Here is a 19,751-nt window from a genome sequence, read left to right on the forward strand (position 1 = left end):
CCTCAACCAGAAGATCAGCCTCTACCAGAATCACCAGGAGTTCGATTCCCGCGGACTTCTGCTACCGATAACACGGTCGGGCGCCTCCAGCGCTGCCCGGCAGCAGCGTCTTCTGCCGAAATGTTCTTCTTCGCATACTATTATTCGCGGTGGACAAAATTGTGCGTGCGGTGGTGCCGCACTGTGAATCCACGTAGAGACCCGGTCGCGTACTCGGCGCCGTACTCGTTCCTGAAGGGAAAAACCATGTTCCGCACTGTTCTGAAATTCGCCGGTCTCCCGCTGGCGGCGGTATCGGCTGTTCTCGTGCTTTCGGCGGGGTCGGCCTCCGCACAGCGCATAGGAGTGGCCCCACCCCGGATCGACGTCGATGCCCTCGTCGGCCAGTGTGTGGTTAAAACAGCTGGTTACAGCCAGTTCCAGGCGTGTGTAGCCGCAGCGCTCGATTCCTGACATCCGTCCCGCGACGGGTACGCCTGAATACCCATGTGCGGTTTCAGGGGTACCCGCCGCCCCACACCGGTTGCAATTCCTGTACACAATCAACACCCGCGAAATATCGAAAAATATGTGCACAGAGCACAACCCGAAAAGCGAATTCGTCTCGTGTGCACAACACCGCTGAACCGGTGTCCTTCCGCTGGATTAAACCTTTGCGAGCTACAGTCGGCGATCCGGCACAGGGCGGTCGGGGGGTGTCCCTATGGTTTTCGCGACACAGAAGTGAGGGCTGCTGGCGTGCCCAGTTCCCGTGTTGTGATCATTCGACCACGGCTCAGCCCGAGATTTGATCCAGCCAGGCGTCCTGTTTGTCGGCCAACGGCTTTTCCAGCGGTAGCGCCACGAAGCGACACGCGAACTCCATGCCGTGGTCGTCGCCTGCGCCGGTGACCCGATGTGTCCAGGCATCGGGTGTGTCCGCCCCGGCATCGAGGTGGAAGTAGGTGGTTCGGCGTGGATGCTGGGTCTGCGGGTGTGGGCGGTGGTCCACAGCAATTCGATTGATCACGGAGACATCGGATAGCCCGGTTTCTTCCGCCACCTCACGCCGGACCGCATGTTCGAGATCTTCGCCGGGCTGCACCCCACCGGCCGGTATCTGGGTGCCTGCCCCGGGTATGCCGACGTGGTCGAACACGAGGAGTTCAGGGGCTGTGCGTCGCCTGATTACGTATGCGGCTACCCGGATTCGAGGTTGTTCCACTTCGACATCGTGCCCGAATGGACGCTGAACGGCGCGGGACCTGTCCCCGGGCTCAGGAGACGCCGGCGGGCGCTCGGTCGAACTGTTCGGTCTCGAGCATGGCGAACAGGACGTCGCAGCGCCGCCTCGGTCGGACGCCCTTCGTCACGGATTCACAGACGAGTGAGAGCCCAGTACGGATCGGTCGGTGCTGGGCTCGCACCCACCACCGCCGCGCGGCAGGGCCCGTGGACGCCGACCTACTCGATGACCGCCGTGGCCTCGATCTCGACCATCAGATCCGGCTCGCCGAGGCCGACCACTCCCAGCAGCGTGATCGGCTTCAACGGATCGATCCCGCGTTTCGCCGCAGCACGGGCAACACCTTCGCCGAGTAGCGGATACTTGCCGGCATCCCAGCCGACGACGTAGATCGTGAGTCTCGCGATGTCGTCGAAGGTGCCACCGGCCGCCCGGACCGCCGTGTCGACATTCAGCAGCGCCTGCTCGACCTGCGCGGCGAAATCGCCGGCACCCACCGGATTTCCCTCGGCATCGCGAGCCACCTGACCGGCGACGAAGACGAGTTTCGACCCGCGAGCCACCGACAGCTGACGATAGACCTCCGGCTTCGGCAGCCCTTCCGGATTCATCAGAGTTACGGCCATGACATCCCCTCTCTCGATGTGGATGATCAAAACATAACATCGATATGTAATGTGAGGCCATGGTTCGCACGAAAGATCCGGCAGTCCGGTCGATGTTGATCGAACGAGCAGCCCGGATGCTCGCCGCCCGAGAAGCCGTCACCATCCGGTCACTGGTATCCGGAACGAGTGTGTCGACCATGGCGCTCTACACCTACTTCGGCGGGCTGCCCGGACTGTGGTCGGCGGTTCGCCAAGAGGGGTTCACCCGTTTGGCCGCCCGGATCGAAGAGGTCCACGCGACCGAGGACCCGGTTCACGATCTCGCGGCGCTGGGTGCGGTGTACATGAACAACGCACTCGCCGACCCGCATCTGTACCGGGTCATGTTCGACGCCGATTTCGAACTCGCCGATCCGGCCGCCGCCGATGCCACCCTGCACCACTTGGTCGTGGCGGTGGAACGCGCCAGGGACACCGGACGGTTCCGTTCCGATATCGACCCGTTGACGCTGGCCACGCAGACCTGGCTCATCGGACACGGCGCCGCGTCCCTTGTCACACACGGACCACTACCCGCCGAAACGATCGAACTGACACTTCCCGTGCTGGTCGCACTCTTCGCCGCCGCGGGCGACGACACTGCGCGCTGCAGACGCTCGGTGGAAACCGGGTGGCGCGCACAGTTCCCGGCCGATGCGGGCAGCATCGAGCCGCGCCCATGACCGGGCAGTTCGGCTCGGCTCCCGACCCCGGCGCCCGGCGCAGCAGGAACTGCGCGACGTGGGATTTCGAGGGTGGCGGGCGCTATCGGTATCGCCCCTGGTCTACGGGTGTCACGCGCACTGTCCAGCTGTCCTCGAAGGCGAGCTCCAGCCGATCCGCCACGTCGAACGCCTGCCCCACCGCGAGTACGGCCGCAGCGCGGACAGCGCTCTCCTCGATGTCCGTGAGCTGCAGCCGGGCGTCACGATCTCCACCCGCCTGCGGCAGGATGCCGGCGCGAGTCAGCGCACGAGCTCTAGGTGTAGTTCCCCGTGAGGTTGTGAACGCGGGCTGCGGGGGTTTGGCCGCCGCATATCGGTGCCTGGACGTTGAAAGAAGGGCCGTTCACGGGCGACGAGTGCGCGAACCTCGACATCCAGCGGTAACCGGGGTACTTTCTGTTAATTCGGAATTACGGATTTACAGATCAATGGGAGTTCGCAATGTTGCGCAAGCTCACTATCGTTGTCGTGGCAGCACTGCCCATGCTCGCGGGATGCACCAGCGATGCGACCGGCGACCACGCGTGCGCTCCGATCCCGGCCCCGGACGTCACATCGGCCGAGGGATGGCTGGGCCGGATCGACGCGGAGCCGGACAATATCTCGATCGCCGTCGACGACGGGAAAGGACATACTGCCGGACGGCGCGTCGACGACCAGCAACCCACTGCGTCGGCCATGAAGGTCGTCCCGCTCGCGGCCTACGCCCGGGCTGTCGCGGCGGGAACGCTCGACCCGCAGGAACGCGTTCCCGTCGCCGAATGGGAACGCTGGTACCTCCCGGGCACCGACGGCGGTGCGCACGAACAGGCGCGAACCCGCCTGCCCGGCGACACGGTCACTCTCGACCAGATGGTCAGCGCGATGATTCGCGAAAGCGACAACGCTGTCCCCGACTACCTGCGCGACCGCCTCGGTGACCGCGCACTGGTCGACGCCGCCGCAGCGGGCGGGTGGCACAATTTCTCGCCCTTTTCCAAACTCGGCGATATGATCCGCCTGCTCGAGCCGGGGGTAGTCGACGTGTGGTCGGCGGCGCGCCGCTATTCCGCCGATCCGCCGTACCGAAAGGCGATGCAGTCGAAACCATTGCCGCCCTATGCCGTTCAAGCATCGTGGGCCGCCACCACACCCACGGCATCGGCACATCAGCTCGCGTCGATGCACCGTTCGATCGCCACCGGCAGCTTCGGGCCGGGCACGGATATCGCACGTGGACAACTGGAATGGCAACCCGCGCCGGACGGGTACGCGGCGATGGGATTCAAGGGCGGCTCGTTCCCCGGCGTGCTGGCGGACGCGATCTATCTACGCCGCGCCGACGGTACCGCCGCGACCGCCGTCCTGCTCGATCGTCGCATACCCGAGACCACATGGCGCACCGCGCTACAGACCCTGAGCGAACAGGAGGTACTCATCCGGGCCATGATGGAACCGGATATGCTGCGGCGACTAACGTGTTCGCTATGACCGATGTCGCTGCCAAGCTCGCCGAGTTGGAGGCGCGAATCGAAGCGCTGGAGGGGCGCCCGCGCCCCGGCGACACAGCCGCCCACGGGTCCATCGAATATCGCGGTCACGTCGATTTCGCCGGCGAGGTCAACTGGACCATCCGCTACAGCGCGGCAGCGGTACTCCAGCTATCCGCCACTGCCCGTGGGGAAGTACTGGCCGCGCTGGGACATCCGGTTCGGCTGGCGCTGGTCCAGTTACTGCTCGACGGCCCGTGCACCGGGACCGAGATGGCCGAAGCCGTCGGCCTCACCTCCACCGGACAGCTCTACCACCATGTCCGCGCCCTGTCGTCGGCCGGAATCATCGAACAACACAGTCGCGCCACCTATCAGATACCACCGCCGAAAGTCGTTCCGGTACTCGTGCTGATGACCGCCGCGGCCGATATCGCCGGCCTTCTCAGCCGCTGACCGAGCCTGGTTGCCACGAGACCACTTTCCGCGATCAGTAGCAACGGTCGGTGTGACCGTTGCTACTGATCGCGGGGTTGTTGCGGGCGAGGGGGTGTGGTTGCCCGGTGAGTGCTTCGGCGCATTCGGGCAGCCCGGGAGCGGGGTTCTCGGTGGTGGGTGGCGGGGGTTGGGTATGCGACCGTTGCTTGGCTGGTGTTGGTCTGTTCGTCGGGTCGATGGTCGTTTCGAGGTGAGTTGTGTGGTTGCTCTGCCGGAGGGATTTCCTTTGGCGGTGTGTGAGCCGGTGATGGGGCCGTTTCCGCGGGGGAATCCGGAGGCGTTGCGGGCTGGGGGAGATGCGTGGGCGAGGGCGGCGCGGGAGTGCCGCGCGGAGGCTGATGAGCTCGAGGGGGTGGTGTTGTCGGTGCCGGGTTGTTTGGCCGGCGAGGCGGGGAGCGAGGCGCAGCGAGTGCTGGTGGTGTCGGCGGGGCGGAAGCGGGATCTGGCCGAGTATTGCGAGGGTAAGGCCTCGGAGTGCTACGAAACGGCCAATGTGATCGAGTTGGGGCAGGCCACGTGGATAGTGATGGGGTCGGCGCTGGTGGTGGAGTTGCTGGCGACGTTGGCGGTGCCCGGGGGCGGGCTGGCCGCGGCGGCGGGGGTGCGGGTTACGGCCAGGACGGGGTGGCAATTGGCTTGGGCGCGGTTGATCGAGTCGATGGTGGCGGTGTGTGCTCGGTTGGCGGCGTCGCGTGCGGTGTTGATCGGTCAGGGGATTGTGGTGGGTGGGGTGTTCGGTGGTGGGGTTTCGTGGGGTGTGCAGGTATGGCAGCAGGGGCAGGGGACTCGGGATGCGATCGATTGGGAGACGGTGGTGGTGTCCGGTGCGGGGGGTGCGGCCGGTGGTGTGGGTGCGGGGGTGTTGTATTCCCGGCCGGTGGCGGGGGTGATGGCGCGGTTGCACGGGTCGGGTTCGCGGCGAGGGAATGCGGCGGCGGTGTTGGCGGCTGGTGGTGCGGCGGGGGTGGCCGGTGGGGTGACGGGCACGTTGGGGGGTGCGGTGGCGGCGAGTGTGTATGCGGGGGATGCCTCGATGCCCGAGGGGTCGGAGTTCTATCTGGGTGCGGTCAATGGTGCGTTGGAGGGTTTGTTGTCCGGGGGCGTACACACCATCGGCGGTGCGGCCACACCCCCGACACCACCGGCCGGACTACCCGGACATCCTGGCCTGCCCCGGCAGGGGCTGGGCGACCTCGAGGCCCTCGCTCGAAACATGAACGCGGCCCGACCCGACGACCCCGCTTCGGCCCTGACCGCCGGGCATTCGACTCGGTCCGCGACATCCGTGGACACCGACGCCACCCGCACCGACGGCCCTGCACCCCTGGTTCGGTCAGTGGGCAACGACAACACTCCGGCCGCTACACCTTCCCCCGCTGCCACGATCACGGCGCCCCCTTTCCTGCCTCGGAGCAGCGACCACATGTCCGCGGCTGTCCCGGACGCCGTCGCCGACCCGACCGACACAATCGGCCCGACGCAGATCGCTGTGGGTCTCGGATCGGCGGTCACGGCCGATACCTCGTTCGCGGCCCGCGCCGAGACCCCGTCCGCCGCTCCCACCGGTACCTACTCGACCCTCGGTCCGGACCCCGCCGGCCGTACCACGACCGGCCCGGGGGCGGCCACCGCGAACCTGCTGGAGATCCACCGCGCATACCAGGGCTCCACGGCTCCCGGAGCAGACACCACACCGATCGGCGATGCGCCGGGCAGCGCGGCCGCCGCCCCGATGACTGTCGACCGATCGGCAACCACCGCGGTACCGACAGCCACCGCGGTACCGACAGCCACCGCGGTACCGGCGACCACCGCGGTACCGGCGACCACCGCCGTCCCGGCGATCACGGCCGACACTCCTTCCACCGCGCACACCGGCACAGCGCCCGAACCCGACGTTTTATCCCAGGCCCCGGAAACAGAGAACCGGCCGAGCACCCCGTGGTCACGCGACGATCCCATGGCACCTACCCCGCCCGGCGTTCAGCCGGTCGAGCGCACACCCTCAACCTGGTACCCGCGCACCACCGACCTCCTCTCCGGCATCACAACCCCGGAACCGGCGTATACCACCACGGCCGCTGCCGCGGTATCGCCCCGACCCACAGCAGCGACCCACACCGGCCGACGTGCCGGAGTAATGCTCGGTGGTGCCGCGCCCCCATCACACTCCCGAACCAGCGGCACGCTCACCCAGGCCGGTGGCTATCCGATCACAGCGGCCGCCGCCGCATCCGGGTCCACCGGACTGATCGGGACCGCAGCGACCACCACGATCACCGCGCCGGCCCACACCGCACCACCCGCCGACACCCAGTTCATATCAGAGCCCCGCGGCGCCACACCACTGTCCGGCACCACCGGTGTATCTACCCGCAGCGAACCCGGGCGTGTCCGTGGAACACATTTCACCACCACCCGATCCGAGGCCGCTCTGGTGGCCGATACCGGATCCGGGGCCGCGGCCGGTGGCAATGGTGATGGCCATTTCGGATCCGGCGGCAACGATGACGGTCATTTCGGATCCGGCGAATCCGGTGAACCCCCGGACCCTTCGGACGCGGAGCTACTGGGCGCACCCCGAGACGACTGGTCGCAGTGGTCGCCGTCAGAGGTGGGAATCAGACTTCGGGCCGCACTCGAGAACATGGGTCGCTCCGAAGTCGAGGTTCTCGGGTTCGACCGGGACGGCCTCAATCCAGAAGTAGCGCGCGAATTCGCGCGGGGAGTAATCGATATGCTCTCCGGGTTTCCGCGCGCGAAGATCGACAGTGTCGGTATCGAACGATTGAAAGATTCCGACGGTCTCGCGAAAATATCGGAACCCGGACGTGACCCCGGAACCGGCGATCTGGCTCCGATACGTATCCGCCTCGACTCCGAATATGCTTCCAGCGCAGTTAAATTCCGCGAGAAGGTCCGTGAAGGATGCGAAAGAAGCAGCGGCGGATTCGGTAAACCCGACCTGTCGCCGATCGCGTTGCAGCGGCCGGTCTACCACACCTTCGCCCGCCAGTACGGTCACGCACTCGACTACGCGACCGGCTACCTGGCCCGCGGATCCGCGGAACCGTACCTGTACCGAATCGCCGCGGAGCAGAACGCCGACTTTCCCAGCTGGATTACCGAACTCAGCGGCAACAGCATCGCCTTCGACCGCACCCTCGAACCGGGTAACGCAGTGGCCGACGCATTCGCCGACCACATCGTGGGCGGCCCGGACACGCCGATACCGGCACAAGCCCTGCACCACCTGCTGACCCGGCTCGCCGAAAACCCCACCGTGAGATACAACGATATCGAACCATTCCACCCCACCCGGCCCGCCGCGGGGCATTCCCAGGTCGGTGATGGTGCGCCCACCCGTGCGGAAATCGACATCGCCCACGCCGAACACGCACTGCGGCAACTGATTCCGGGCAGCGATCCCGCACTGCTCCGCCCCAGCCGGATCCGGGCCCTGGACCGGAAGTGGCAATCGGAGGGAGTGCCGCTGGATGAGCGGGCGCGGCGCGCAGCCGCGTTGCGGCACTACATCCGGATGCGCCTGCGTGAGCAGGACGATCCAGACGCAGCCCAGTTGAAGCGGGAACGTGACCTGGCCGACTACGGGAACCCCGACGGCCCGACGTTCGAGCAGTTGGTCGACAACGTGCGCCGCCGCGGGTATGAGGGCGACGGGGTCTATCGCGAAATCATCGGCGCACAACGCGCTTACGAAGATGGTCCGCCGAGGAGTCGACCCGAGGTGGAGGTGCAGGCGCATCGTGGTGGGCGCAGTTCGTCGGTGGAGAACACGCTGGCCGCGTTCGAACACGCTATGCGACTCGGAGTCGACACGATCGAACTCGATATCGGGCTGACCGCCGATGGGGTGCCGATCGTGTACCACGATCAGCGCTTCACCGCGAAAAAGATGCGAGACACCGGACCGGCTTTTGCTGGAGACCCGCAGTTCCCCTACGTCCGCAAACGGGTTGCGGACCTGACGTACGCGCAGGTCCGCAAGCTCGTCCCGGCCAGCGGGCATGGTGGATCCGCCGCACCTGCCGAGAGCGGATTCGACGCCGCCATCCCCAGCTTGGCCGAGGTTGCCGCCCTCGTGCGCGACACTGGGTGGAAGGGCACGCTGTGTGTTGAGATCAAAACCGATCCGTCCTGGGACGAGGCGCGGGTCGGCAAGCTGGTCGATGCCGCCGTCCACACCCTACGCACCACTGACCCGGACAGCCGGAGCGTTCCGTACCGGCTGCTCGCGTTCGATTGGCGGGCACTCGAGCGAGCGGCCGTCATTGCGCCGGAGGTCGACCGGGTGGGGCTGGTCATACCGTGGACCGCGAAACCTGCCTGGATGCGCAGCGACCCGGGGGTCCCCCTGTCGAGCAGGATCTATTCGATAGCCACGATGGAGAGAGGCGTCCTGCGTCTGCCGCGCGGTGTCGTGCGATTCGCGGGCGGTGATGTCCCCGCCGCCGCGCGCGATTCTGGTATCACCATGCTGTCACCGGACTATTCGATGGTCACCGAGGAGTTCATGCGGCAGGCCAGGGCGGTGGGAGTGCCGGTCGTGCCGCATACGGTGAACGATAGGGCCGAAATGGTAAGGCTGATCGATCTCGGCGTAAAGGGAATCGTCACCGATAGCCCCGAGTTGCTGCGGGAGGTGCTGAAGGAAAAGGGCTATCCCGTGCCCGCGTCCGTCGCCCTCTGAGCGAAGCCGCCACCGAACGCGGAATGACGCTTCTCGGCGGGCAAGATGCTCTGGTCGAAGCATTCCCCGTTCTTCGCCGCGTTTTCACTGACCGGCGGGGGCAAGACGTGACCGGTGAGCCGTGAATATCGCGCAGAGGCGAATGTGGGCGAGTCGTTTCATATGGATCCGGACGCCGTGCGCGCCCTGGCCGAGGAACTACGCGGTATCGCCCGCCCGAAACTCGGCCCGGACTGCCGCGCGCTCATCGCCGCCGGAATGACCGGACCGCCACCAGCTCGAGCGGATCCGCAGCACCTGCTGGGCTCCAGAGCCGGGACCGAGATCGATGCCGTTCGCCTGAATCGATACCCGGCTACAACAAGACCCGGGTGGACCGGGCTGTACCGCAATCTCCACTGCCGAGCCGACGATTGTCAGCGAAATCGCTCGGCAAGTCGGGTCAGCAATGGCCGCTGGCCGGTGGTCAGCCTGTCGTGCGCGGTGGTCAGATCGAACCATTCGACTCGATCGACCTCGGGGAAAGCGCGGTACTCGCCCGACCGCGGCGGCCATTCCATCTCGAATGTCCCCGGTACCACTCGAGCCGGATCGAGCTCGCCCTCGACCGCCCACACCGTAACCTGCTTCTTGCTCCGCCCGCTGCCGTACTGCACTTCACCCAGCGCGATCCACTCCCCGTCGGGCACCGGCACTCCCAACTCCTCGTCGAATTCGCGGCTCGCGGCGGCGCGGGCCTGCTCGGTCGCCGGCTCGTACTCACCCTTGGGGATCGACCACGCCCCCGAATCCTTACGCGCCCACAGCGGCCCGCCCATATGCCCCAGCAGCACTTGCACCTCCGGCTCACGACGAAACAGCAGAACTCCGGCGCTGTACTTCATGGCGTGCAGTCTGCCGGAATGCATCCCGGCAATGCGAACCGCCGAGAACGAGACCGGCCCGGTTCGAGCCGATCGAGAACGCACAGGGAACTGGTCCCACGTCATCGCCGACTTGGTGATGCCGCGGCGACCGTTGCTGTAGTGGGTCACCCGAGCGAGTGGAGCCACCGCCGGTTCGGCGGCGGCTCCACGGACCACATCGTGGTGACAGACCGACGGCCTATCGCGCGGTCCGCCGCTGCACTTGCGCGTACAGTGCCGTCGCCGCCAGCGCGATGACGCCGACGAACAGGTACTGCCACGCTTGGGAGAGCCCGAGGAAAATCGTCGAGTTCTCGATCAGTTGCAGGAACAGCACCCCGAACAGCACCCCGATGAAGCTGCCACGACCACCGAAGATCGAGGCGCCGCCGAGTACGACGGCGGTGATGGAGGTCAGCGTGTAGGTGAGGCCGGCCGTGGGGTCCCCGACGCCGATCTGCGACATCAGCAGCAGCGCACCGACGGCGGTGAGAACCGAACTCGCGATATAGGCCAGTAACTGGACCCGCCCGACCGGGATACCGCGGTAGTGGGCCGCCGAATCGTTCGAGCCCGCGCCGCGCAACCGCAGTCCCAGGGAACTGCGCCGGGACAGGTATTCCAGGCCGGCCAGCAGGGCGGCCCCCACGAGAACCGCGACCGGAATCGGCCCGATCCGGGTGTTCAGGACATCGACGACATCGAGGGCGATGATCCCGCCCGGCGCGTCCCGGAGCACGAGCGAAAGTCCTTGCAGCGCCGTATAGGTGATCAAGGTGGCGACCACCGGACTGACTCGCGCGAACCGGATCATGGACCCGTTGAGCAGGCCGACGACGAGCGCGAGCGCCGCCATCAACACAAAACCGAGGACCCACCACCCCCACCCGTAGCCTTCGACGACGAAGAAGGACGCGACGACGACGAGTGTCCCGGCCAGCGGACCTACCGACAGGTCGATACCGCCGGTCAGCATCACCACCAGCTGCCCGGCCGCGAGGAACAGGATCGGCGCCAGTAGCGCGAGCATACTGCCGATGTTGAACGCGGAGAGGAACCGTTCGCTGTGCGAGTAACTGACCGTCGCCAGGACGACGGCAGCGAGGACGAGGACCAGGCTCGGCGCCTGCTGGCCGACGATGAACCGCCGGAACGCGCTGCCGCGACCGCCCCCGGCCACAGCAGCGGGCGAGGCCGGGGCCTCGCCGCGGCCCGCGGTCAGCGACGCCTCGGTGATGGTGTGTTCGGTCAGCGCGTCGCCGGTGAGTTCTTCGACGATCCGGCCGTGCGAGAAGACCAGTACGCGATCGCACAACCCGGCCAGTTCGACATTGTCCGAGCTCGACACCACCACGGGGATACCGTTGTCCGCCGTTTCCCGCAGCCGGTGGTAGATATCGGAGCGGTTTCCGACGTCGATGCCCTGGGTCGGTTCGTCACACAGCAGCACCCGGGGTTCGGACAACAGCGAACGGCCCAGGACCACCTTCTGCTGGTTGCCGCCGGACAGATGCTCGAGCGGCGTTTCGATGGTCGCGGTTTTCACGCCGAACGTACCGACCTGCGCACCGGCGAACTCCCGTTCAGCGGCGGCCGAGACCATTCCCGCCCGCGATACCCGGCCGAGCGCCGCGACGGAGAGGTTCTCACGCACCGACAGCGCGGGCGCGATGCCCTCGATATGCCGCTCCTGCGGCATCAGGACGATCCCGCCGGCCCGGGCGGTCCGCGGATCGGACAGATCGACGACGACCTCACCGACCCGCACGCTGCCGCCGGCCGGGATCGCACCGCCCAGCGCCCTGATGAATTCGCGCTGGCCGTTGCCCTCCACGCCGGCCAGCCCGAGGATCTCACGACGGTGCACCCGGGTGGTCGCACCGGTGAGCGGCCCGGCACTCAGACCGTCGATATCGAGGGCCACGTCCCCGATATCCGCAGCCCGCGGCGGGAAAAGCGCGTCGATGGTCCGTCCGGCGATCAAGGTGACGATCTCGCGCTCGGTGACCTCACCCGCGGCGAACTCGCCGCGGGTGCGCCCATCACGCAGTACCGTCATCCGATCGGCGAGCGCGAAGACGTCCGGCAGCCGATGGCTGATGTAGACGACGGCGACACCGGACTCGGCGAGCGAGCGGATCAGCCCGAACAGTGTCTCGGTCTCGGTGGCGGCGAACGGCTCGGTGGGCTCGTCCAGGATCAGCACGCGCGGATTCGCGGCGAGCGCACCGCAGATCTCCACGGCCTGTTTCTCCGCCAGGCCCAGGCTGCCGGCCGGCGCCGCCGGATCGATGGTCATCCCCATCGGGGCCAGCGCCCGTTCGGCCCACGAGTGCGCGGCGGCCAGATCGGGTCGCAGCGCGGGCGGTACCGCGAGCACCAGATTCTCCGCGACGGTGAGGTCCGGCAGGATCGCCGGATGCTGGTAGGCGATGGCCAGGCCCTGCTCGCGCACCGCCAGCGGCGAGCCGCTCACGATCGCGGCACCGTCGACAGTGAGGGTGCCCTCGTCGGCGACCAGCGCCCCCGAGGCGATGGCCATCAAGGTGGATTTACCCGCACCGTTCCCGCCGATCAGGGCGTGGATCTCGCCCGCCTTCGCGGTGAACGAGACCGAGTCGAGTGCGGTGACGCCGGGGAATCGTTTGGTGACGCCGGTCAGAGCCAGACCACCGGTGGACACGGTTGTCATATGCAGGGCCTTTCGAAATGAGAATGGAACCGGTACCGCGCGGGCACGATCGGCGCGGAGGCGTTCACCGGTAGATCCGGGACAGCGTGTCGGTGGACAGCTCGGAGGACAGCACCGCGCTGCTGGGCAGGCCGCGGTCGCATCGGGGCTGCGCCTTCGGATCCACGGAGTTCTCGACGATCGGGATATCGACGATATTGGGCTCGGGATCGTCGATACCCTGGGCGTCGGCCACCGCCTTGCGCAGCGCGAGGCGCACCATCCAGGTCCGGGACGAGACCGTGACCACCTGGAAGCCGGGCTGTTTCGGGTGGTTGTCCTGGAAGGCGCAGGCGAAACCGTTGACGTCGTTGGCAGTCCAGATCGGCAGCGGCCGGCCGGCCTGGAGGAATGCCCGGATCCCGCCGAGCGAGGCATCACCGGAGTCGGTGATCACCGCGTCGATCTTCGGATATTTGGTGATGAGCCCCGCGACGACCTTCTGCGTCTGGGCCGGATTCCAGCCGGTATCGATCGGCGCGCCCGGGTCGTTGAGCAGGGTGACCGCCGCGCAGCCGGGATTCTCGGCCAATTCGGCTTCGATTCCGGCTATTTCGGTGAGGCTCTGCGCATTACCCGGGGTGCCGCCGAGGAATACCGCGTTACCGCCGCCAGGGCCCAGCGTCTCGCAGGTCCACCTCGCCCACGCCCGCCCGTCGTTGACGGTGTTGTGGCCGACGAAAGCGGTGTAGTCCACACCCGCTTCGCCACCGGGACTCGCGGTATAGGGCACCACCGACACACCGGCTTCGAAGGCTTCGCGCAGGGTGGGTATCAGAGCGGGCCCCGCGTCGGGGAATACGACGAGCGCATCGACGCCCTGGGCGACCAGAGCCTTGATATCGCCGATGGCCTTCTGCGGGTTCCCCTGCCCGTCGGCATAGGGCAGTAGTTCGATATTCGGGCATTGACGCGCCTCGTCCTCGAACTCGGCACGCGCGGTCTTGCGGAAGGCGTTGTCGCCCACGCCGTCGGCGAGCGCGACCCGTACCGTATCGGTGCCACAGAGACGGCTCATGGGTACGAATTCGTCGACCGACCCGATCTGCGATCGATCCAGGTAGACCGGGTCGACCTGGAAATCTCCGGTGGTGTCGGAGAAAGGGCCGCCGGCACATCCGCTGAGTGCGAGCGCGGCGAGTCCCAGCAGGGCCATGGCCCGGCCGCGGGGGAAGTGTGGTGATTTCACGTGAGGACAGTCCTTGCCTGGAGCCGGCTGGTGCCGGGTCAACTACGCGTAGCGGGGCGGCGGAGATAGGTGCGCCACGGGATGCCGCGGACGACGACCGCGACGGCGAGCACGACGGCCTGCACCAGCAGTTGCACGGCAGTCGACGCACCGGCGGCGAGTACGACCTGGCCCAGCTGGGTGAGGAAGAGCGCGGCGACCGCGGTGGCCGCGATGGAGGAGATCCCGCCGCGCAGCAGGCTGCCGCCGAGGACGACCGCGGCGATAGTGGTGAGCTGGTAGCTGTCGCCCAGGCGCAGATCGGGTGTGCGCAGGTAGGCGGCGAGCAGTGTTCCCGCCACCGCGTAGGCGACCCCGGCCAGGACATAGGCGCAGATCTCGGTGACCGCGGTGCGCAGGCCGAGGATCCGCGCGGCGGGCACCCCGGCGCCCACCGCGATGAACCGGCGGCCCGGTACCGAATGCCGGAGCAGGACGTGGCCGAGCGCGACCACGACGACCGCGACCAGGAACAGGCTCGGAACACCGAATACCGAGCTCACCGCGAAGGCGCTCAACGCCGGGTCCGCGCTACCGGGGAACCCGTCGGACAGGATCAGGACGAAGCCGAGCAGCAGCGAGTTGACCGCGAGCGTCGCGACGAACGCCGCCACCGAGAACCGTACGACGGCGATACCGACGATCAGGCCGGACACCGCCCCGCACACGATTCCCAGCACCACGCAGGCCACCAGCGGTAGCGAGCCGTTCTGGGCGATCTTGGTGGCGAATACCGCGGCCAGCGCCATGACCCCGGGCACCGAGAGATCGATACCGCCGTGCGCGATCACCAGCGTCTGGCCGAGCGCGGCGATCGCCATGATCGCCGCGAAGGGCAGCATCGCGCTCAGCGCGGACGACGACAGGCTGCCGGGGGCGAGCAGCGGGCTGAGCACGAACAGCGCGACAGTGATCACCACGACCGGCAGGAAACGATCGCCGCGCAGCCGGGACAACCACGATCCCGTGTTCGGCGTCGCAGGCGACTCGGCGGAGCTCGCGGCCGCGATCTCGGCTATCGGGGATTTCTCCGTATTCGAATCAGACACTGGTGTAACCGCCGTCCATGGCGAGGTCCGCACCGGTCACGAAGCCGGCGTCGGCACCGAGCAGGAATGCGATACCGGCCGCGATCTCGTCGGCTTCGCCGATCCGACCGATCGGATGCGCGGCATAGAGATCGGTGCGCGCTGCCGCCGGATCCGGCTGGGCGGCGAGATAGGTGGCGAGCTGATCGGTGGCCACCGAACCCGGGCTGACCACATTGCACCGGATTCCGTGCGGCGCCTGCTCCACCGCGATCTGCCGGCTCAGCTGGGCGACCGCGCCCTTGGACGCGCAGTAGGCGGCCTGGTTCGGGAGTGCCACCGAGCCGGAGATCGAGGACAGGTTCACGATGGCACCGGGCCGGCCGGTCGCGCGCAGTCGGCGGACGAACTCCCGGCAGGCGAGGAACGTTCCGGTGATATTCACCGACAGCACGGAATTCCATTCCGCCACAGTCGTATCGATCAGCGGAGTCGAGATCATGGTGGCGGCGCTGTTGACGAGACCGTCGACACGATCGAACTGCTCGTAGGCGGCGGCGAAGGCGGCCGCGACCGCGTGTTCGTCGGTCACATCGGCGGCCCGGACCAGAGCACGCGCGCCGGCCGCTGCTACCGCCGCGGATACCGATTCCAGCGCGGACGCGTCGCGATCGACGAGCACGATATCGCTTCCGCGCTCCGCGAGGAGCCGCGCCGTGGCTGCTCCGATACCACCGGCTGCCCCGGTGACCAGTACGACTTGGCAGGTCATGGGTATTCCATTCTGATTGAGCATGTTGCATGCAACACGTGACGTGTCGAGTAGGTTGACATGCTGCATGCAGCATGTCAACCTCAATCGAGCTTCGACCCAGAAGGGATCCCCATGTCCGACTCCCCCGTGTCCGACTTCGCTGCGCCCGCCGCCCCCGTGCGTGTTTCCGTTGCCCAGATCCCCTCGCTACGCGGGGATATCGAGGCCAACGTGGCGGCCGTCGCGCAGGCGATCCTGGACGCGGGCCGTTCTGGGGACACCCTGATCGTCTTTCCCGAATGCGGGCTCAGCGGCTATATGTTCACCGATCGTGATCAGGTCCTCGCCGCGTCCGTTCCGGTCTCGGATCCACGCCTGGCTCCGATCTTCGAGGCCGCCGCCCGGGCCGGCGTCCACGCCGTCGTCGGGCTGCTCGAAGCCGACGGGGAGCGGGTGTACAACACCGCGCTCCTCGTCGGGCCCGGCGGTATCGCCGGTCGCTACCGCAAACAACATCTGCCAGAACTGGGCGCCGACAACTTCGTCGACCCCGGCAACGGCGAAGAACCGCGCGTCATCGATATCGGCCCGATCCGGGTCGGGTTGATGATCTGTTTCGATCTGCGGTTCCCCGAATCGGCCCGCGCGCTCGCTCTGGCCGGCGCCGACGTTGTCGCGATGCCCACCAACTGGCCGCTCGCCTCGCATTTCCTCGCCGACCACATGACCCGGGTCCGGGCCGTCGAGAACCTGCTCTACCTGGCCGTCGCGGATCGCGCGGACGCCGAGGCGGGCACCCGATTCCTGGGCCGCAGCCAGATCATCGATCCCGGCGGGGACGTCCTCGTCGATGCCGGCGACACCCCCGGTGTGGTCACCGCGGAGATCGATCCGGCACGCGCCCGGATCAAACGGCTCGAATTCGACGAGCCGAAATTCGCACTCCCCGTATTCGCGGCACGGCGGCCGGAACAGTACGGCGCCCTGACCGAACACCAGAACTAGCGCCCCGACAACAGCACCGAGGAGGCCGACCATGTGCGGACCAGGATTCGTCGACGAACGCGCGCGGGCCACGATCGCGGCCCATGCGGCGAAGTTCCGTCAGGTCACCATGAGCCCGTTCGGGCCCGACGACGAGATCGGGATGCTCAACCTCATAAACGCCCAGACCTCGCGCGAGGTTATGCGCGCGGCCGACGGCGGCCGGGTGCTCGATCTGTCGGTCGACTACTTCACCGGGATGCCGTCCTGGACCAAGGCCGGCGATCCGGGGTTCCAGCAGTGGATGACACATACACCGGCGGGTACCGTATTCGACGACATCACCGGAGTCGGCGCCGAACAGAACGCGCTCGTCTCGTATTCGGGTGACGCGATGTCGATGTACACCCACTGCGGCACCCATATCGACACGCTCAACCATTTCGGGTATCACGGCAAGATCTTCAACGGATTCGAAGCGGCCCAGTGCATCAGTTCCCGGCATTGGACCAAGGCCGGCGCCGACAAGTTCCCGCCGATCATCGCCCGCGGCGTGCTGTTCGATATCGCCGCACTACTGGGCGTCGATATCGTCCCCGACAACTACGGTATCGGCGCACAGGATCTCGCGGCCGCGCTGAAGCGGCAGGGTACCGAATTCCGGCTCGGTGACGTCGCTCTCGTGCGTACCGGCCGGATGCGGGCCTGGCCCGACGTCGACGCCTATATCGACAACGCGCCCGGCCTCAACCGGGACGGCGCGCAGTTCCTCGCCGAAGCGGGGGCCAGTGTGATCGGCGGCGATACCCTCGCGCTCGAACAGTCCCCCGCCGCCGACGCCGAGAACTGGCAGGTCGTACACACCTATCTGCTCGCCGAGGCCGGCGTACCGATCATGGAGGTCGTCGATTGCGAGGCGCTGGCGGGTGAACAGCTCTACGAGTTCGCGTTCATCGCCGCGAGCATGAAGATCCGCGGCGCCACCGGCGCTCCGATGCGACCACTCGCGATGCCGCTGCTGAGCTGATCACTGCCGCCGACGCACACCACTGTCCACGCGCGACCCGATGCGGGTTCGCACACTGCCACGAAAGGGGCTCCGATGCCCGAACACACCGATCCGACCGAGGCCCCCGAGTCGGCAGCACCGGGATACAACGGCCGGTCCGCCGTCGACAGCAGCCGGACCTCCTACGGTGATGTCGGGTTCAGCCGTTACCTCCGGCGGGCGTTCCTCGCGTCCGCGGGGTACGACGACGAATCCCTGGAGCGGCCGATCGTCGGCATCGCGGTGACCTCTTCGGATTACAACACCTGCCATCGGGATATGCCCGCACTGCTGGCGGCGGTGCGCCGCGGGGTCGAACAGGCCGGCGGGCTGCCGATGGATTTCCCCACCATCTCGCTCGGGGAGATCCTCACCTCCCCCACCACGATGCTGTTCCGGAACCTGATGGCGATGGATACCGAGGAGATGATCCGCGCCCTGCCGATGGACGCCGCCGTCCTGCTCGGCGGCTGCGATAAAACCGTTCCGGCGCAGTTGATGGCGGCGGCGTCCTCGGATATCCCGGTGATGCTGGAGGTCGTCGGGCCGATGATGACAGGTAGCTGGCGCGGCGAGCGGCTCGGAGCGTGCACCGACTGCCGGCGGTTCTGGGGCAAACACCGGGGCGGCGAACTCGACGGCGCGGAGATCACCTCGGTGCGCAACGAACTGGTCACCACCGCGGGCACCTGCACGGTGATGGGCACCGCGTCGACGATGGCCTCGATCACCGAGACCCTGGGCATGATGCTGCCCGGCGGCGCGACCCCACCCGCGGTGAGCGGTGCCCGGCTGCGACACGCCACCGAAACCGGGCGGCGCGCGGTCGAACTCGCCCGCACCGGCGGCCCGCTGCCCCGCGAAGTGATGACGCGGGCGGCGTTCGACAACGCCATCCGGGTCCTCGCGGCGATAGGCGGCTCCACCAACGTCCTCATCCATCTGATCGCCGTCGCCCGTCGCGCCGGAATCGAACTGACACTCAGCGATTTCGACACCATCGGCGCGGACACTCCCCTGCTCGTCGATTGCAAACCCTCCGGTACCGGATATATGGAGGACTTCCACCGTTCCGGCGGTGTACCGGCACTACTCAAAGAACTCGCTCCGCTCCTCGATCTCGATCACGTGGGCGTCGGTGGTCGCCCGCTGCGGGAGTTGGTGGCCGAGACCAGCGACCGCGAAGAGTGGCAGGCCACCATCCGCCCGCTCGATGAACCACTGGGCGCTCCCGGCGCATTGGCCGTATTGAAGGGATCGCTGGCCCCCAATGGCGCGGTGATCAAGGTTTCGGCCGCCAGCCCGCATCTGATGAAACACACCGGGCCCGCGATCGTGGTCGACAACCCCGCCGACGCGACCCGGATCCTCGACGATCCGGAGCTCGATGTCACTCCGGATCATGTTCTGGTCCTACGCTATTCGGGGCCGATCGCCGCCGGTATGCCCGAGGCCGGCGCGCTGCCCATCCCCGCGAAACTCGCCGAACGCGGTATCCGCGATATGGTCCGGGTCTCCGATGCCAGAATGAGTGGAACGTCCTACGGCACAGTGGTGCTGCACTGCGACCCCGAAGCCGCGGCGGGCGGCCCGCTGTCCATCGTCCGCGACGGCGATATGATCAGCCTCGATGTCGAGGCCCGCTCCCTCGAACTACTCGTCGAGCCGGACGAGATCGCAAGGCGGCTGGAATCTTTCATTCCGCCGGTCCGAGCGACCCGGGGCTGGCAGAAGCTCTACCAGGACACCGTCCTACCCGCCAGTGAAGGCGCCGATCTCTCCTTCCTGTAAGGAAGCA

The 19,751-nt window shown here is 67.3% G+C and carries 15 protein-coding genes; 8 read left to right on the top strand and 7 right to left on the bottom strand.

Annotation, left to right across the window (positions count from 1 at the left end; genetic code table 11):
• Positions 1-183: 183 nt before the first annotated feature.
• Entirely contained in the window at positions 184-453 is a 270-nt protein-coding gene (locus tag IEY68_RS16570) for a hypothetical protein (RefSeq protein ID WP_156426301.1), read from the top strand.
• A gap of 322 nt (positions 454-775) precedes the next feature.
• On the opposite strand, the gene IEY68_RS16575 is transcribed toward IEY68_RS16570, so the two are convergent.
• Together IEY68_RS16575 and IEY68_RS16580 are read right to left on the bottom strand one after the other, a co-directional pair.
• Positions 776-1,204, bottom strand: a complete 429-nt coding sequence (locus IEY68_RS16575; RefSeq protein ID WP_058855935.1) for an NUDIX hydrolase — start codon at positions 1,202-1,204, stop codon at positions 776-778.
• A gap of 239 nt (positions 1,205-1,443) precedes the next feature.
• Entirely contained in the window at positions 1,444-1,851 is a 408-nt protein-coding gene (locus IEY68_RS16580) for a RidA family protein (protein ID WP_058855936.1), read from the bottom strand.
• Positions 1,852-1,910: 59 nt separating this feature from the next.
• On the opposite strand from IEY68_RS16580, the gene IEY68_RS16585 reads away from it, so the two are divergent.
• The 4 genes from IEY68_RS16585 to IEY68_RS16600 all read left to right on the top strand — a co-directional run bounded on the left by IEY68_RS16585 (position 1,911) and on the right by IEY68_RS16600 (position 9,275).
• The gene (locus IEY68_RS16585; RefSeq protein ID WP_058855937.1) at positions 1,911-2,555 is read left to right on the top strand and encodes a TetR/AcrR family transcriptional regulator; all 645 of its coding nucleotides are present in this window, start codon (positions 1,911-1,913) and stop codon (positions 2,553-2,555) included.
• A gap of 510 nt (positions 2,556-3,065) precedes the next feature.
• Entirely contained in the window at positions 3,066-4,067 is a 1,002-nt protein-coding gene (locus IEY68_RS16590) for a serine hydrolase (protein ID WP_229718832.1), read from the top strand.
• The gene (locus IEY68_RS16595; RefSeq protein WP_058855938.1) at positions 4,064-4,522 is read left to right on the top strand and encodes a winged helix-turn-helix domain-containing protein; all 459 of its coding nucleotides are present in this window, start codon (positions 4,064-4,066) and stop codon (positions 4,520-4,522) included. Before IEY68_RS16590 ends, IEY68_RS16595 begins: the two co-directional genes overlap by 4 nt.
• A 289-nt stretch (positions 4,523-4,811) precedes the next feature.
• Positions 4,812-9,275, top strand: coding sequence for a glycerophosphodiester phosphodiesterase (locus IEY68_RS16600; RefSeq protein WP_444543821.1), 4,464 nt, complete (start codon positions 4,812-4,814; stop codon positions 9,273-9,275).
• Positions 9,276-9,691: 416 nt separating this feature from the next.
• On the opposite strand, the gene IEY68_RS16605 is transcribed toward IEY68_RS16600, so the two are convergent.
• From IEY68_RS16605 to IEY68_RS16625, 5 genes are all read right to left on the bottom strand, one after another.
• On the bottom strand, positions 9,692-10,183 hold the full coding sequence (locus IEY68_RS16605; protein WP_058856064.1) for an NUDIX hydrolase: 492 nt from the start codon (positions 10,181-10,183) through the stop codon (positions 9,692-9,694).
• Positions 10,184-10,379: 196 nt separating this feature from the next.
• On the bottom strand, positions 10,380-12,872 hold the full coding sequence (locus IEY68_RS16610; protein ID WP_058855940.1) for an ATP-binding cassette domain-containing protein: 2,493 nt from the start codon (positions 12,870-12,872) through the stop codon (positions 10,380-10,382).
• Positions 12,873-12,936: 64 nt separating this feature from the next.
• Positions 12,937-14,100 carry a substrate-binding domain-containing protein gene (locus IEY68_RS16615; RefSeq protein ID WP_156426303.1) on the bottom strand — a complete coding sequence of 388 codons (1,164 nt, stop codon included), beginning with the start codon at positions 14,098-14,100 and terminating at the stop codon, positions 12,937-12,939.
• A 38-nt stretch (positions 14,101-14,138) separates the two neighbouring features.
• Positions 14,139-15,188: an ABC transporter permease gene (locus IEY68_RS16620; protein WP_058855942.1), complete on the bottom strand. Its 1,050-nt coding sequence runs from the start codon at positions 15,186-15,188 to the stop codon at positions 14,139-14,141.
• Positions 15,181-15,939: an SDR family NAD(P)-dependent oxidoreductase gene (locus tag IEY68_RS16625; RefSeq protein WP_058856065.1), complete on the bottom strand. Its 759-nt coding sequence runs from the start codon at positions 15,937-15,939 to the stop codon at positions 15,181-15,183. The genes IEY68_RS16620 and IEY68_RS16625 overlap by 8 nt, the downstream gene beginning before the upstream one ends.
• A gap of 114 nt (positions 15,940-16,053) precedes the next feature.
• Here IEY68_RS16625 and IEY68_RS16630 point away from each other — a divergent pair, with 114 nt between their 5' ends.
• The 3 genes from IEY68_RS16630 to IEY68_RS16640 all read left to right on the top strand — a co-directional run bounded on the left by IEY68_RS16630 (position 16,054) and on the right by IEY68_RS16640 (position 19,744).
• Positions 16,054-16,926 carry a carbon-nitrogen hydrolase family protein gene (locus IEY68_RS16630; protein ID WP_063916392.1) on the top strand — a complete coding sequence of 291 codons (873 nt, stop codon included), beginning with the start codon at positions 16,054-16,056 and terminating at the stop codon, positions 16,924-16,926.
• Positions 16,927-16,957: 31 nt separating this feature from the next.
• On the top strand, positions 16,958-17,932 hold the full coding sequence (locus IEY68_RS16635; protein WP_058855943.1) for a cyclase family protein: 975 nt from the start codon (positions 16,958-16,960) through the stop codon (positions 17,930-17,932).
• A gap of 75 nt (positions 17,933-18,007) precedes the next feature.
• Positions 18,008-19,744 carry a dihydroxy-acid dehydratase gene (locus IEY68_RS16640; RefSeq protein ID WP_082681514.1) on the top strand — a complete coding sequence of 579 codons (1,737 nt, stop codon included), beginning with the start codon at positions 18,008-18,010 and terminating at the stop codon, positions 19,742-19,744.
• Positions 19,745-19,751 lie beyond the last annotated feature (7 nt).

This window comes from Nocardia jinanensis, assembly GCF_014645735.1.
Lineage (GTDB): Bacteria > Actinomycetota > Actinomycetes > Mycobacteriales > Mycobacteriaceae > Nocardia > Nocardia jinanensis.

Coding starts and splice junctions, on each gene's coding strand:
- IEY68_RS16580 (WP_058855936.1), bottom strand. CDS start 1,851: ATGGCCGTAACTCTGATGAATCCGGAAGGGCTGCCGAAGCCGGAGGTC.
- IEY68_RS16585 (WP_058855937.1), top strand. CDS start 1,911: ATGGTTCGCACGAAAGATCCGGCAGTCCGGTCGATGTTGATCGAACGA.
- IEY68_RS16595 (WP_058855938.1), top strand. CDS start 4,064: ATGACCGATGTCGCTGCCAAGCTCGCCGAGTTGGAGGCGCGAATCGAA.
- IEY68_RS16600 (WP_444543821.1), top strand. CDS start 4,812: ATGGGGCCGTTTCCGCGGGGGAATCCGGAGGCGTTGCGGGCTGGGGGA.
- IEY68_RS16605 (WP_058856064.1), bottom strand. CDS start 10,183: ATGCATTCCGGCAGACTGCACGCCATGAAGTACAGCGCCGGAGTTCTG.
- IEY68_RS16610 (WP_058855940.1), bottom strand. CDS start 12,872: ATGACAACCGTGTCCACCGGTGGTCTGGCTCTGACCGGCGTCACCAAA.
- IEY68_RS16625 (WP_058856065.1), bottom strand. CDS start 15,939: ATGACCTGCCAAGTCGTACTGGTCACCGGGGCAGCCGGTGGTATCGGA.
- IEY68_RS16630 (WP_063916392.1), top strand. CDS start 16,054: ATGTCCGACTCCCCCGTGTCCGACTTCGCTGCGCCCGCCGCCCCCGTG.
- IEY68_RS16635 (WP_058855943.1), top strand. CDS start 16,958: ATGTGCGGACCAGGATTCGTCGACGAACGCGCGCGGGCCACGATCGCG.
- IEY68_RS16640 (WP_082681514.1), top strand. CDS start 18,008: ATGCCCGAACACACCGATCCGACCGAGGCCCCCGAGTCGGCAGCACCG.